Source organism: Streptomyces sp. NPDC060198 (assembly GCF_042728415.1).
In the GTDB taxonomy this organism is placed as follows: domain Bacteria; phylum Actinomycetota; class Actinomycetes; order Streptomycetales; family Streptomycetaceae; genus Streptomyces.
Window position 1 is genome coordinate 1 of record NZ_JBHWZJ010000175.1, and the last position, 14,871, is coordinate 14,871.

Here is a 14,871-nt window from a genome sequence, read left to right on the forward strand (position 1 = left end):
GGCACGTCACCGGGGGCGCGTGAGACCGTGTCCCGGCACGCCCGGGCGCGGCATACGCGGCGTCCCGGCATCGGCGCGCCCGAGAATGCCCGGGTGTCCTCTTCCTCCTCTTCCGCGCCCGGCCGGCCGGCCGAAGAAGCCCCGGCCGGTCGGGTCGCCTGGGCCCTGCTGCTGCTGCTCTCGGCGGCCTCCGGGGCGGCCGACGCGTTCGTCTTCCTCTGCGCCGGGCGTGTCTTCGCCGGAGTGATGACCGGAAATCTCGTGTTGCTGGGCGCGTCGGTGACGGGAGCGGGCGACGAGGGCTCCACACCGAGCGTGTGCGCCGCACTGGTGTCGTACGTGGCCGGAGCCGGGTGCGGCGCGCTGATGGGACGGCGGTGGGGGTGGCCGGTGGCGGCCCTGCTGCTGGCCGAGGTGGTCCTGCTGGGTGCGGCCGCGACCGCGTGGGGGCTGGGGTCCGTCACCTCGGGGGCGGACCGGACCGGGCTGCTCGCGGTCGTGGCGCTGGCCATGGGAATCCAGGGGATGGCCCGGGATACCCCGACCAACTACTTCACCGGCACACTGACCTCATTGGCGGGACGACTCGCGCTCGGCCGGCCGGCCCGCGACGACATCCGGGTGTTCGGCCGGCTGGCCGCGGTGGTGACGGGCGCCGTGCTGGCCGCCGTGGCGACGCGGTGGTGGCCGCCGGGTGCGGCGTCCGTGGCGGCCCTGGCAGCCCTGGGGGCACTGGTGCTGGAGACGGCCGGGCCGCGGGGGCGCCCGCGCGGCTGAGCGTCTCCGGGAAGAGCGGAGGCCGCACCCGCGGCCCGCCCCGGGCAGCAAGAAGCCCCGGCCGGATCGGGGGAATCCGGCCGGGGCCGTTCATGGGTACGAGGGGCGGTCGCCTCTCGGCGGGTTGCTCCACGGGGCTTCAGCCGAACGATCTTCCCCGTGGGCGAAAGGTGAGGCCCGGGGACACTGTCCCCCTCGCACCACGTATAGGTGAACGATAAACCACACTCGGGTGTTCCCGGACCTCCGGGCCCCGGGTGTGATCCGGGGCACCCGTCCGCCGGACAGCGGCCCGGCGGACGAACCCGTGGCCTCGTCAGTGTCCGGCCGCGACGTCCCCGTAGCGGCGGTGGAACCGGTCGATCCGGCCGGCCTGGTCCAGCACCTGCCGGCTGCCGGTGTAGAACGGGTGGCTCGCGGACGAGGTCTCCACGTCGACCACCGGATAGCTCCGGCCGTCCTCCCATTCCACGCGCTCGGTCGCGTCGGCGGTCGAGCGGGTCAGGAACGCGACACCGGCGGCCCGGTCACGGAAGACGACGGAACGGGTGGCGGGGTGGATGTGCTGCTTCATGAAGTGTTCCTTCCCTGGGCGGGTGGCGGGTTCGAGTCGTACGTGTCCGGCGGGGCGGACCCCGGCGTCCGTCAGGTCGCCCGGGGCGGGCGCACCGGAGGTGTCACCGGGCCGCGCCGGGTCAGCGGGCCTCCCGGAAGACCACGTGGTGGCCGGCCACCGGGTCGAACTTCCGCAGTTCCAGCCGGTCCGGGTCGTTGCGGCGGTTCTTGCGCGTGACGTAACGGTGCCCGGTCCCTGCCGTGGACCGGAGGGTGACGACCGGCCTGAGCTCACTGCGCGCCATGGATCCTCCTCCTCTGGGCGACCCCATCCCCTCTGGGCGGGATGGTTGTCGTTTTCATTCTGATGCGGTAACACGAGCAACCCGTGGGACATTCCCGCCCCCCGGAACCCCCTTCCCGGAGGAACCGGAGCACCGCCCTCCGCAGACACTCTCCCGCCCCGGGGTCTCTCGGCGCCCCTCCCCTCTCCCCCCAACACCTCATCCACGAAAGGACGTTCGAAATTTGTCCTGTCGCGTCAGCCGCTGGCATATGCCAAAAGCAAGAACGCAACGAGTGTCGGCAAACCCCTTACGAGCCCCACTCCCCTGTGTCACAGTCATCCTCGGTTCCTCTCCCGTTCCTCCCCGAGAGCCGGCAGCAGCGTCTGTATCGGAGTTCGAGATGCCGTCCCCCCTCTTCGCGGACCGCCCGGCGGCACGACCGTCCGAGCGGAACGCCGTCGACGCGATGATCAACCGCGCACGCCGACTGCGCGGAGACCTGGACTCGGTGTGCCGGGCAGCGGTGGTCATCGACGAGGACGATCCTCAAATGCGCTGGCAGCGCGCGCTCTGCGACCTCGCCGCCCACCATCTCGACGACCTCGGCGCCCGCCTCGGGCAGCTCAGGGAGGGTCCGCCCGCGCCCTCCGCGGACACCGCTCCGGCCCGCCAGGAGCAGAGCCCGCTGTCGGGCAGGGCCGGCAGTGCCGAGTGGAACCTGCTCAACGACGGGGTCGAATGGTCCGCCGAGCTGTACGAGATCTTCGGGCGGGACATGGCCGCGGGTCCGCTCTCCCTGGACGAGCTGCCCACCATGCTCGTCCCGGAAGACCAGCCCCTGCTCACCGCCATGGTGACCAACTGCCTGATCGACGGAAAGCCGATGGACGGCGAGTTCCGCATCCGCCGTCCGGACGGCAGGATGCGGACCCTCCACGCCATGGGCGAGCCGGTGCTGGACCCCGAGGGCCGCACGGTCTCCCTGTGGGCGGTCCTGCGTGACGTCAGCGCACTGAACGACAGCCGACAGCTGGAGGTCCGTACCCGCGACTCCCTGCAACGCCAGGACGACATCGCGAGGACCGAACACCGCATCGCGGTCGAACTGCACCAGGCCGTTCTGCCGGCACCGCACGACTCGCTGGGACCCGCGCGCGGCGGGTCCGGCGCCATGGACGTCGCGGCCCGGCTTCTGCCGTCACAGGCCTGCGGTCCGACCGGCGGCGACTGGTACGACGCCATGACGCTGCCGGACGGCCGGACCCTGCTCACCGTCGGCAGCGTCACCGACCACGGCATCCCCGCGGCTTCCTCCATGGCCATGGTGCTGGGCGCGCTGCGGGGCATGGCCGTGGCGGGCATCGAGCCCCGGGCCCTGCTGACCCATCTGAACCAGCTGCTCCAGCCATCCGTCCGGCCCGCCCTGGGCAGCGCCCTGTGCGGGCTCTTCGATCCCTCCACCGGCCTCCTCACCTGGGCACAGGCGGGCCACCCCGCTCCCCTGCTGTTCCGCGACGGTGCCGGGGCCCCGCTGCCCCCTCCGGAAGGGGTACTCCTGGGCGCCGCGCCGGGAATCGCCTACGGGCAGGAGACGGCGCGGCTGGTTCCCGGCGACGTACTCCTGCTGCGCACCGACGGATTGGCCCCGGCCGCCGGCCGCGGCACCGCCCCGGAGAGGCTGCTGGGACTGGCACCACGGCTCTCCCGGTCCCGCACGGCAGCCGAGTGCGTACGGACCGTCGTCGACGAGTTCGGCGGGGACGAGCGCCCGGCCCGGGGATGTGTGCTGGTCGCCCGCGTCGACGGCCGGAACTGACACCTGACACCTCACTCCCGCCCGACAGGACACCGGCCCGCCGCAGAGGCTCCGGCACGCCCGCACATGGACCGCGGACGGTCCGCCCGGGCCGACGGACTCAGGCCTCGGAACTCCTCGTCCTCTTGACCTGTCGGGGCATCACGAGTTCGAGTTCCTCGCGGAGGTCGCGGATCGCCGGGTCGTCGGCGTACCGGTCGGTGAGGTCGTACATCTGGCGCAGCCTGTCCCAGGTGCGGTGCGACGAGGTCTCTCCCATCGACACCAGAGCCCGCCGGGCATAGGCGTCCGCCTGCTCCGTGTCGCCGGCGATGAAGCACGCCGACGCGAGCGAAATGAAGTCGAAGAGCTTGGAGCGCTGGCGGCCGTCGTTCCGCATACCGAGGGCCTTCTTGGCGTGCTGCTGCGCGAGGGCGGCCGCCGAAGGGTCGTGGTCGGCCAGCGTCCGGAACGCGAGCGCCTGCATGCCGTAGAGATCTGCCTCGTCGAACATCTGCATCCAGCCGGGCGCCTTCTCGACGTTCCGGTCCGAGACGAACAGTTCCTCCGCCTCGCCCAGGGCGCGGCGCATCGCCTGTCCGCGGCCCATCGAGGCGTACGCCCACGCCTCGATGGTGTGCAGCATGGCCCGGGTGCGCGGGAGGGCCTCGTCACCCGCCCCGGAGTGGGCGAGCTTCATCAGATCGAGTGCGTCCTGCGGACGCCCCAGGTGGACCATCTGGCGTGCGGCACGTGACAGGGCTTCGCCCGCGCGCGGCCGGTCGCCGCCCTCGCGCGCCGCGTGAGCGGCGATGACGAAGTACTTCTGGGCGGTGGGTTCGAGTCCGACGTCGTGGGACATCCAGCCGGCGAGCACGGCGAGGTTGGCGGCGACTCCCCACAGACGCTGCTGGAGATCTGCGGGGTGACGGTACGCCAACAGGCCTCCCACTTCGTTGAGTTGACCCACTACCGCCTTGCGCTGGAGTCCGCCGCCGCGTTGGGCGTCCCACTTGCGGAAGATGTCGACCGAGTTCTCCAGCGCGGTGACCTCGGCGGATCCGATGGGTGCGGTGTCGTAGCGGTCGAATCCCGCCGGGTCCGCGGGGAGGGAGCCGTCGGTTCGGGGCACGTCGGCCGCGAGAGCGGGATCGGCGTGCAGCCAGTCGTTCATGGCGCCGGTGAGGGCAGGGCCGGCGGCGAGCGCGGCGCCCGCGCTCACCAAGCCGCGTCGGTTGAGCATGAGGTCCATTCCCGTGAATTCGGTGAGGACCGCCGCCGTCCGTTCGGGCGCCCACGAAAGGCCGTCGGGATTCTCGTCCTTCCCGGAGACCCGCCGTTTTCCCGTGCGCCCGCGTCGGCCGAACCCGAGGTCCTCGATGGTCACGACACGGCCGAGCCGCTCGGTGAACAGAGCTGCCAGCACCTCCGGCACAGGATCGCGCGGGGACTCCCCCATGTCGATCCAGCGCCTGACGCGCGAGGTGTCGGTCGCCAGTTGGGAGTGGCCCATGGCCGCTGCCTTCCGGTTCACCATCCTCGCGAGCTCTCCCTTGGACCATCCGGCCATGCCGAACAGATCGGAAAGACGGGTGTTGGGTTCTCCGGTCACGTCAAGCCCCCAGGTTCTCGGCTGAGTTGCACACTAACCCCGAGTCAGATGCGCCGCGCATATTCGCTACCCCTTCGCCAGGGCACGCCATCTGCACTGCCACGGGCGACGCGGTGTCAGGTAGGAGTGCGCCACCCCGCCCGGCAGCCCTCGGTACTCCCCAGGGTGCCGGACGGCCGCCGGCCGGGGTGGTGCACGCAACTTGTCGGCGCACGAAGGGATCTGTTTCGCCCATGTACACAGCATCGTCCTCCGTGTCCGCCCCGCCCCGGCCGCTCCGTCCGAGGGGATCCGGAGGCGGGCCGTACCTCGCCCCCCTCTCCGGCACTCCGGTACAGGGACTGGGCCGGACCCGGCGGACGGCGGGCCCGGGCACCCAAGCGCTCAGCGGGAGAATCGACTTGTCGGGTCCACAGGGCGCGCAGGTACGCATGGCCATCGCGTCCGTGCAGCGCATCTGCCCCGAGTTCAACCCGGTCCAGGTGCTCCGGCGCAGCGGTCGCTCCGTGCTGATCGTGGGCATGACCGGTCGCACGACGGCGGTGGCGAAGTGTTTACTCGATCACTCGCCGGCCTGGACCGAACGCTTCCGGCACGAGATAGCTACGTACCGCTCCTTCGTCCGGCACCGCCCTCCGGTGAGGGTGCCCCGGCTGATCGCGGCGGACCCGGAGAACTGCACGCTGGTGATCGAGCGGATGCCCGGACGGGTGGCGGCACTCACGCGCCACCCCGTGGAGCCGCCGCCCCGCACGGATGTGCGCCAGGTACTCGGCGCCATCCGCAGGGTCAACGAATGGCGTCCGCCGGTCGGTCTCTTCGACGCTCCGCTGGACTACGCCTCGCGGATCTCCCGCTACCACGAGCTGGGGCTCTTCACCGACCGCGACCTGGGCGACCTGCAGAAGCTGCTGCACGGTCTCGCGGGCGGCCGGCAGGGCATGGGGCAGTTCTGCCACGGTGACGCGCTTCTCTCCAACATCCTGCTGTCGCCCACCGGGCCGGTCCTCCTGGACTGGGAGCATGCCGGCTGGTACCTCCCCGGGTACGACCTGGCGACGCTCTGGACGGTGCTGGGCAGGGACGCGGTGGTGGCGCGCCGCGAGATCAGCCAGCTGGCCCAGTCACGGGGCGCGGACGCGAGGGACGCGTTCCTGGTCAATCTGATGCTCGTGCTGACACGAGAGATCCGTACCTACGAGACGGCCGTCCAGCGGACCATGCGGGAGCCGGGCCCGGCGGGGGCGACGCACGACCGTCCGGGCACCCTGTCCTCGGGTGAGGAGCAGCGGCTGCTGCTGCGCCGGCTGCACGACGACTGCGCCATGGCCCGTCGGGCCGTACGGGCGGCGGTCGGCACACGCTGACCGAGGGCGGGGCCCGGGAGCGCCGGCCCCGCCCCTCCGGGCCTGTCGGGTGTCCTTCGACGCCGGAGGCGTGCGCGCCAAGGCGCGGCCGCCGGCCGGAGGGCACGCCGACAGACCCTCAAGGGGGAGCGCGCTCGCGGGAGGTGCCGACACATCGTCCCGCGGGCGCGCGGTCGTGTCCGGGCATGCAGGGTTCCGCCCCCGGACGGGAGGCCTGGTCAGCCGACGCGGACCACGTCCACGTCGGTCGCCTTCACGAACCCGACCCGGTGCCCGATCTGGACGGTCAGGTACTTCTGTCCGCCGGCGAAGTACGTGTGGTCGTACGGGGTCGACGCGTCGATGGTCGGCGCGTAGTAGTAGCCGGTCGGGGCCTCGCCGCCGCCGGGGAACGCCTGCCCCGCCTTGATGGTGTAGACGAGCGGGGAGCCGGTCCGGGGCGTGAAGTCGGCCGGGTAGTCGGCCGCGTCCGGGTAGGCGACGCCGTACACGGGGACATCGGTCCGGCCTGCCTTCGGCCGGACGACGGTGCCCTTCGTGGGTACGGTGACACGTGTACCGGCGGGAGTGCTGAGCCAGGCCTTCTGGCCGTACCACCAGATCGCCGTCCAGCCGGGCACCCGTTCGGCGACGACGGCCTGCTGACTCGCGCTGATCTTGCTGCCCCAGTCGGCGGCGCAGTCGGTTCCCGCCGAACCGTCCGGGTGCAGGCCCGGGTCGGAGAAGAGCGGGGCGCCGGCCGAGGGCGCGGTGCGCAGGGGGACGGCGCTGCTGCCCTGGAGCGGCAGGTCCACACCCTTCTCGCAGTCGCGGAACTCCTGCTCGTTCGCCCGGAAGTCCGGTGCGACGGTGACGAGTTCGCTCTTCTTCGAGCCCGAGGGCCGCGCCTCCTTGCCGAGGAGGGCCATGAAGCGGTTCCAGTCCCAGTAGGGGCCCGGGTCCCAGTGCATGCCCGTGGTCCCGGCGGCGCTGGTGGGCGGGACGCCGTCGTGGCCGAGGATGTGCTGCCGGTCGAGCGGAATGTCGTACCGGGCGGCGAGGTGCGCGACCAGCTTGGCGGTGGAGCGGTACATCGCGTCGGTGTACCAGGCGGCCCCGTCGGCGGCGAAGCCCTCCTGTTCGATGCCGATGGAGTGGGTGTTGACGTACCAGTTGCCCGCCTGCCAGGCGATGTCCTTGGTCTTGACCATCTGGGTGACGTGCCCGTCCGAGGAGCGGACGACGTAGTGGGCGGACGTCTTGTTGAGCGGGTTCTGGAAGATCCGGATGGTTCCGTCGAAGTCGACCTCGGTGTCGTGCAGCACGATGAACTTGATCGCGTTGCTCTCCGGCCGCTCCGCGGTGTCGTAGTTGCCGTAATCGGCCTTGTCCTCCGGATCACCGGTCTGTTGGTAGGCCGCCGGGACCCAGTCGCAGGCGAGGTTGCGCGGGCACTCGGGGCGCACGCCGTCGGCGTGGGCGGCCGGGGCGAGCAGGGCGGTGCACAGCGCGCCGGCCGTGATCAGCGCGAGCGCGAGCCTGGACCTCTTCTTCGACGTCATGACAACCCTTCTGGGAGCGGGACTTCCTTGTGCCGTGGGGCGGGTCGATCTCTCGTTCCGTCGTGGCGGCACACTCTCCGACCCGGGATCACGGCACGTCAAGACTGTTGTGCACAACGGCAGATGAGCCAGTGGTACAGACCACTGACAGCCACTGTGACCTGCGACGGGCAGGAACGCACGGGACGGGTGACGGGTTTCGTTACCGGAGTTTTACTCCACCGGGGAGAGGCCGTCGTGATTATGCGACTTATGACCGGTGTGCGTAGCCCGGATGGCCGAGGGGTAGTGCTGGCGCGCAAGACGGGTCCGCGCGAAAGGCGCGCGGAGTCTCCTGGAAAGGCCCGACGCACATGGCACAGCCCTTCTCGTTGCCGGACTTCTACGTCCCGTATCCGGCACGGCTCAGCCCGCATCTGGAGGAGGCGCGGCGTCACACCAAGGAGTGGGCGCGCGGAATGGGGATGCTGGAGGGGTCCGGCATCTGGGACGAGAAGGACCTCGACTCGCACGACTACGCGCTGCTGTGCGCGTACACCCACCCCGACTGCTCCTCGGAGGCTCTGTCGCTGGTCACCGACTGGTACGTGTGGGTCTTCTTCTTCGACGACCACTTCCTGGAGCTGTTCAAGCGCACCCCGGACCGCGACGGCGCGAAACGATACCTCGAACGGTTGCCCGCCTTCATGCCGATGGAGCGGGGTGCCGCGACGCCGGAGCCGGTCAATCCGGTCGAGGCGGGGCTCGCGGATCTGTGGGCGCGTACGGTGCCGAGCATGTCGGACGCGTGGCGGGCGAGGTTCGCCGAGGCGACCGAGAACCTGCTCAACGAGTCCCTGTGGGAACTGGCGAACATCAACGAGGGGAGGATCGCCAACCCCGTCGAGTACATCGAGATGCGCCGCAAGGTGGGTGGCGCCCCCTGGTCGGCCGGGCTGGTGGAGTACGCGGCGAACGCCGAGGTCCCCGAGGCGGTGGCAGGGGACCGGGCCCTGCGGGTCCTGCGCGACGCCTTCTCCGACGGCGTCCACCTGCGCAACGACCTCTTCTCCTACCAGCGCGAGGTGGAGGACGAGGGCGAGAACAGCAACGGGGTGCTGGTGCTGGAGAAGTTCCTCGGCTGCTCGACGCAGGAGGCCGCCGAGGCGGTCAACGACTTGCTCACCTCCCGGCTCCAGCAGTTCGAGAACACGGTGCTGACCGAACTCGGCCCGCTCAGCGCGAGCAAGGGGCTGGATCCGGCGGAGAGTGCCGCTGTCCTCGCGTACGTGAAGGGGCTCCAGGACTGGCAGTCCGGCGGCCACGAATGGCATCTGCGCTCCAGCCGCTACATGAACGACAGCGGCTCGAAGGCAACGGCGGGCCGTCTGGGGATGTCGGACACGTTCGGCGCGGCCGCTGCGTCGATCCGTTTCACCCCCCGCTCGGAGACGGCCCGGCTGCGGGGGCACAGTCATGTGCCGCACCAGCGGGTGGGCCCTTCCCTGATCCCGGACCTGCGGCTGCCGTTCGGGACCACGCTCAGTCCCCATCTGGACGGTGCGCGGGTGCGGGTCGTCGACTGGGCGCGCCGGATGGGCATCCTGGAGGAGCAGCCGGGGGTGCCCGGCTCGCACATCTGGGACGAGGACCGGATCGTCGCGATCGACCTCCCGCTCTGCGCGGCGGGCATCCATCCGGACGCCTCGGCCGAGGAGCTGGACCTCTCTTCGGCGTGGCTGGCCTGGGGCACGTACGGCGACGACTGGTTCCCGGTGGTGCACGGGCACACCCGCGACCTGGCCGGGGCGCGGCTGGCCAACGAACGGCTGTCGCTGTTCATGCCGTTGGACGGGACGGTGACGGGCGTTCCGGAGCCGGTCAACGCGCTGGAACGTTCACTCGGGGACTTGTGGCAGCGGACCGCGGGCCCGATGGACGAGGAAGGACGGCAGGCTTTCCGGTACGCGATCGAGTCGATGACGGAGAGCTGGCTGTGGGAGCTGGCGAACCAGGCGCAGAACCGTATCCCCGACCCGGTGGACTACATCGAGATGCGGCGCATGACCTTCGGGTCGGACCTCACGATGGCCCTGTGCCGGCTGGCACACGGGAAGAAGGTGCCACCGGAGATCTACCGCAGTGGTCCGATGCGGTCGCTGGAGAACGCGGCGGCGGACTACGGGGCGCTTCTCAACGACCTGTTCTCGTACCAGAAGGAGATCGAGTACGAGGGTGAGGTGCACAACGGGGTCCTGGTCGTGCAGAACTTCTTCGGCGTCGACTACCCGACCGGAGTGGCGGTCGTCCACGACCTGATGAACGGGCGCCTGAGGCAGTTCGAGCACGTCGCCGAGGTGGAACTGCCCCTGCTGTACGACGATTTCGCGCTGGACGGGGAGTCCCGTGAGGTGCTCGCCGGTTATGTGCGGGAGCTACGGCACTGGATGGCGGGCATCCTGATCTGGCACCGGGGCTGCCGCAGGTACCGCGAGGAGGACCTGCGCAGGGAGAACGCGGCCCGGTCGCCGTGGGGCCGGCTGACGGGTCCGTCAGGGTTCGGCACGTCCGCGGCGCGGATCGCCTCGCTGATGGCGGGGGCGGCGGCCGGACGGGGGTAGCTGGGGCGGGGCGGGGCCGCGCGGTCGGCGTTCCTCGCGGGCCGGCCCCGCCCGGACGGCGGAGGTTCTCTCAGAAGGTGTCGAGCCACACCACGATGCCGGTGTGTCCGGAGAGCACCGCCGCCGTCCCCGCACGGACGGCCGCCGCGCAGCGGGCGGCGGTGAAGCTGGCGGCGTCGTACGCGGAGGACATGCCGAGGCCCTCGCCCCGGAAGGAGGCGCCCGTCCAGTCGACCGCCGTGACGTTGTGGGTGGGTTCGGCGAGTTCGGCGCCGACGACCAGGAACTCCTGGTCGAGGTGGCTCGGGGTGACCGTCGCGAGCGGATCGATGAGGCTGTTGCCCGCGCTGATGACGAGGTCGGGGTGGAGGTCCGTCGCCCTGATGGTGGCGGGGAGCAGATCGGCGGTGTCGGCGGCGGTCACGGTGCGCAGATCGACGTTCTCGTCCTTCGCCCACTTGCGCACGGCGGTGACCAGGGTCTTCGTGGGCCGGTCGTGGCCCGCGGTGAGGAGTACGACGCGGGCCCCGTCCGAGGGGCGGACTCCGGACCAGGAACCGGGATCGGGTGTGACGGTGGACTCCGGCGCGGGCGACTTGTCCGGGCGGATGAATCCCGCGCCCAAGGCGCCGATCGCGGAGGGGCGCGGGTGCGGCTGCGACCAGTCGGCTTCCGAGGCGCATCCGGCGAGCAGGGCGAGGGCGGCCGCGGTGGTCACGGCGGCGGCCTGGAGCGGGCGGTGCAAGACGATCGTCCTCCGGTAGGGGGCCTCCCGGCGGCACGACGGCATGCCTGTGCGACCCGGCGAGTGCGGTCGGGCCGGTAAGGGGCGGCTTCTTCCACATCCTGCGCCGTCGGCGCCCTGATCTCCAGGAAACCGACCGTCATCGAACCTTTGTTTGTTCATACTTCGCTGACCGGCCGCTTTCGGTTCATCCACGACCTGCACGGTGCACGGGCAACCTCAAGGAGATCCATGCCTCACCGTGTACGCCGCCCCTTGCTCGCTCTCGCCGCGGCGGTCCTGTTCCTGCTCTGCCTCGCCCGGCCCGCGGCCGCCCACGGCTTCTCGTCGACCGTGTACGCGCACGTCACCGGCGACGGCGACGGGCCGCTCCGCACCCGACTCAAATTGGAGTACGACCTGCTGGTGGTGTCGGCCGCCGACACCGGTGGCGACGATGCCCTCTTCCGCTCGGGCACCGACGCGTTCGACGCCGGGGACACGGCAGCGGAGGCCGCCGCGCTCGACGCCCACCGCGAGACCGCCCTCGGGTACGTCACCCGTCACCTTTCGGTCAGCGCCGGCGGGAAGGCCTGCGCGCCCACCCCGGCCGGCGCCTTCCGCATGGGTACCGAGGAGGGCGTGCCGTACGCCCTGCTGGATCTCGACTGGTCCTGTGCCGCCCACGGTTCGGGCGACCACGAGGTGCGCGGAACTCTCTTCCCCGACTCCGAGGGGTACGTCAAGGGCACCAAGACGATCGTCACGTACGACGTCGGTGGCCGCTCCGGGAGCGCCGCGCTCGACTCCGGGCACCCGTCCTTCTCGATCAGCCAGGCCTGGACGCAGCGCTTCTGGGAGTTCTTCCGGCTGGGCGCGGAGCACCTGCTGACCGGTACCGACCACATCCTGTTCCTGCTGGCGCTGATCGCCGGGTCCCGGCGTCCGCGCGAGGTCGTTCTCGCCGCCACAAGCTTCACGCTGGCCCACTCGGTGACGTTCCTGCTGGCCGCACTGGGGCTGGTCGACGTTCCGTCCGGCCTGGTGGAGCCCGTCATCGCGCTCTCCATCGCCGTGGTCGCCGGCTGGCACCTGTGGCGGATACGGGGGCGGGGGACCCAGGTCGCGGAGCTCCGGGCTCCCGCTGAGGGGCGGTTCGCCCTGGACCGCGCGGGCTGGACCCGGCTCGGCGTCGTGTTCTGTTTCGGCCTGGTGCACGGCCTGGGGTTCGCGGGCGCGCTCGGTATCGAAGCCGCCTGGACATGGACCCTGCTGTGGTCCCTGCTGGTGTTCAACGTCGGCATCGAAGCGGTCCAACTCGGCATCATCGCGGTGGTGTTCCCGCTGCTCCTGCTGCTGTTGCGCCGCTCGCCGCGGGCCGCCGCGTGGACCACCGGCACGATCTCCGCCTGCGTCGCGGCGATGGGGCTCATCTGGTTCGTACAGCGTGTGGCCGGCTCGTGAAAACCGCAGGTCGGCGGTGATGTTCAGCCCTCGCCAAGATCGCATTCAGATGTCGTTCATCTCGCCCCGACACCTTGGCGATCGCCCTTGCATACGCACCGTATGCACACAGAAGAAACGACACTTCATGAGATCGAACGCTTCCCACCAGGCCCGGGGGCCTGTGCGGACCCGCGTGGCCACCGGTGCCACCGCCGCCTTCCTCGGCCTGACCGTCGCCTTCGCGGGCGGAGTGACCTCCCCCGCCTCCGCGGCCGAGGCCACCACCCTCTCCGGCATCGTCCTGGGTGTCGGCGCCAACGAGACCCAGCGCACCGTCAGCTGGTACTCCTCCGGCGACACCGCCCAGAAGGTGCAGCTCGCCCCCACGGCGCGGCTCGCCGGCGGCGAGTTCCCCGCCGACGCGGTCACCTTCGACGCGCTGGGCGCCGCGAACATCACCACCAGCGGCGGCTACAACCGCCACGCCACCATCACCGGCCTGAAGGAGAACACCGCTTACTCCTACCGCGTCGGCAGCGAGGGCAACTGGTCGGCCGCGTACGCCTTCAAGACGCAGGACTTCGAGGGCGAGTACGACTTCCTCTTCCTCGGCGACCCGCAGATCGGCTCCTCCGGCGATCTGGCGCAGGACCAGGCAGGCTGGTCGGACACGCTGGACGTGGCCACCAAGGCCAACCCGAACGCCGAACTCCTCGTCTCCGGCGGCGACCAGGTCGAGAGCGCCAACAACGAGGACCAGTGGAAGTCCTTCCTGGCCCCCGACCAGCTGCGCCAGATCCCGTACGCCGCCACCATCGGCAACCACGACGTCGGCGGCAAGGCGTACGAGCAGCACTTCTCGACGCCGAACACGGACAACTCGGCCTCGAAGTACGCCAACGGCAACCCGGCTTCCAACACCTCGGGCGGTGACTACTGGTACATCTACAAGGATGTCCTCTTCATCGACCTGAACAGCAACAGCTACGCCACCTCGCAGGGCGGCGGCGGCGACGAGGCGCACACCAAGTACGTCACGGACGTCATCAACCAGCACGGCTCCGAGGCCAAGTGGAAGGTACTCGTCTACCACCACTCGATCTACTCGCCGGCCTCGCACGCCAAGGACGGGGACAACAAGGCCCGTCGGGTCGACTTCCCGACCACCTTCTCCAAGCTCGGCGTCGACCTGGTCCTCCAGGGCCACGACCACAGCTACTCCCGCAGCTACCTCATCAAGAACGGCCAGAAGGCCGATCCGAAGGAGCAGCCGGGCGCGGCCGATGTCTACCCGGGTCCCGGCGGCGTCATGTACGTCACCGCCAACTCCGCCTCGGGCTCGAAGTACTACGACATCACGGCGCCCGACAGCAGCGGCACCAGCGGCGCGGGCAACGGCGCCGACCCGCTGAACCCGGGCAACTACTGGTACAACTCGGTGCAGAACCAGGAGCACGTCCGCAGCTACGTCAAGGTCCAGGTGCGGGACGAGAAGCTCGTCGTGGAGAACGTCCGCAGCTCCACCTGCGCCGCTCCCAACTCCGAGGTCTCGCACGGCGACTGGTGCAACAACACCGACGCCGCGCAGCCGGTCGGTTCCGTCGTCGACAAGGTGAGCGTCCACCCGTACAACGGGGACAGCCAGTCGCTCCAGGTCAACGTGCCCAACGCGGCTCCGGGCGAGTTCGGCTGGACCGTCGACGGCTACAACGGCCTGGTGGACCTCGGCACCGCCAAGGAGGAGAACGGTGACCACTTCACCGCCTCCGGCAAGATCAACCCCATCCTCGTGTCGGACACCCGCCGCACCCTCTCCCCGTGGTCGGTCTCGGCCAACGTGAGCACGTTCAAGGACGCCGACAAGACGTTCGCGGGCTCCTACCTCGGCTGGTCGCCGTACGTGCTCGACCAGGGCGCGGGCGCCGTGGCCGGCTCGCCGGTGGCGTCCGGGTACGACGACCAGGGTGACGGTCTGGCCGTCTCCCGCGGTCTCGGCTCCGCGGAGCAGGGCCACGCACGGGGAACCTCCAAGCTGGGCGCCGACCTGGATCTCAAGATCCCGGACAGCGTGCAGAAGGGCGGCTACCGCGCGACCCTCACGATCACCGCGCTGAGCAGCTGACCGACCCCGCTCCACCGGTGGGGCAGGTTCCGGTCCACCGGAACC

At 70.7% G+C, this 14,871-nt stretch carries 10 protein-coding genes and 1 pseudogene; 6 read left to right on the forward strand and 5 right to left on the reverse strand.

Going from position 1 to position 14,871, the window contains the following annotated elements:
• Positions 1-171: 171 nt before the first annotated feature.
• Positions 172-865 (forward strand): annotated as a pseudogene (locus ACFWEP_RS20925) (YoaK family protein); the annotation flags it as partial.
• A 228-nt stretch (positions 866-1,093) separates the two neighbouring features.
• Here the strand turns inward: ACFWEP_RS20925 and ACFWEP_RS20930 are convergent.
• Together ACFWEP_RS20930 and rpmG are read right to left on the reverse strand one after the other, a co-directional pair.
• Complete coding sequence (locus tag ACFWEP_RS20930) at positions 1,094-1,351, reverse strand: type B 50S ribosomal protein L31 (protein WP_387371799.1); 258 nt, start codon at positions 1,349-1,351, stop codon at positions 1,094-1,096.
• Positions 1,352-1,472: 121 nt separating this feature from the next.
• Complete coding sequence (rpmG, locus tag ACFWEP_RS20935; RefSeq protein ID WP_328723417.1) at positions 1,473-1,637, reverse strand: 50S ribosomal protein L33; 165 nt, start codon at positions 1,635-1,637, stop codon at positions 1,473-1,475.
• A gap of 382 nt (positions 1,638-2,019) precedes the next feature.
• Between rpmG and ACFWEP_RS20940 the strand changes: the two genes are divergently transcribed.
• Positions 2,020-3,435: a PP2C family protein-serine/threonine phosphatase gene (locus tag ACFWEP_RS20940; RefSeq protein ID WP_387371800.1), complete on the forward strand. Its 1,416-nt coding sequence runs from the start codon at positions 2,020-2,022 to the stop codon at positions 3,433-3,435.
• Between the two features lie 100 nt (positions 3,436-3,535).
• Here the strand turns inward: ACFWEP_RS20940 and ACFWEP_RS20945 are convergent, their stop codons facing one another.
• Complete coding sequence (locus tag ACFWEP_RS20945; RefSeq protein ID WP_387371802.1) at positions 3,536-5,026, reverse strand: hypothetical protein; 1,491 nt, start codon at positions 5,024-5,026, stop codon at positions 3,536-3,538.
• 233 nt (positions 5,027-5,259) lie between these two features.
• On the opposite strand from ACFWEP_RS20945, the gene ACFWEP_RS20950 reads away from it, so the two are divergent.
• Complete coding sequence (locus ACFWEP_RS20950; protein WP_387371803.1) at positions 5,260-6,393, forward strand: aminoglycoside phosphotransferase family protein; 1,134 nt, start codon at positions 5,260-5,262, stop codon at positions 6,391-6,393.
• A gap of 218 nt (positions 6,394-6,611) precedes the next feature.
• On the opposite strand, the gene ACFWEP_RS20955 is transcribed toward ACFWEP_RS20950, so the two are convergent.
• Complete coding sequence (locus ACFWEP_RS20955) at positions 6,612-7,934, reverse strand: N-acetylmuramoyl-L-alanine amidase (RefSeq protein ID WP_387371804.1); 1,323 nt, start codon at positions 7,932-7,934, stop codon at positions 6,612-6,614.
• 353 nt (positions 7,935-8,287) lie between these two features.
• Between ACFWEP_RS20955 and ACFWEP_RS20960 the strand changes: the two genes are divergently transcribed.
• Positions 8,288-10,534: a germacradienol/geosmin synthase gene (locus ACFWEP_RS20960; protein ID WP_387371805.1), complete on the forward strand. Its 2,247-nt coding sequence runs from the start codon at positions 8,288-8,290 to the stop codon at positions 10,532-10,534.
• Between the two features lie 70 nt (positions 10,535-10,604).
• On the opposite strand, the gene ACFWEP_RS20965 is transcribed toward ACFWEP_RS20960, so the two are convergent.
• The gene (locus ACFWEP_RS20965) at positions 10,605-11,279 is read right to left on the reverse strand and encodes a hypothetical protein (protein ID WP_387371806.1); all 675 of its coding nucleotides are present in this window, start codon (positions 11,277-11,279) and stop codon (positions 10,605-10,607) included.
• A 231-nt stretch (positions 11,280-11,510) separates the two neighbouring features.
• Here ACFWEP_RS20965 and ACFWEP_RS20970 point away from each other — a divergent pair, with 231 nt between their 5' ends.
• A complete protein-coding gene (locus tag ACFWEP_RS20970; RefSeq protein ID WP_387371807.1) occupies positions 11,511-12,722 on the forward strand; it encodes a HupE/UreJ family protein in 1,212 nt (403 codons plus the stop codon).
• Between the two features lie 127 nt (positions 12,723-12,849).
• On the forward strand, positions 12,850-14,826 hold the full coding sequence (locus tag ACFWEP_RS20975) for a fibronectin type III domain-containing protein (RefSeq protein ID WP_387371808.1): 1,977 nt from the start codon (positions 12,850-12,852) through the stop codon (positions 14,824-14,826).
• The last annotated feature ends 45 nt before the right edge of the window (positions 14,827-14,871 follow it).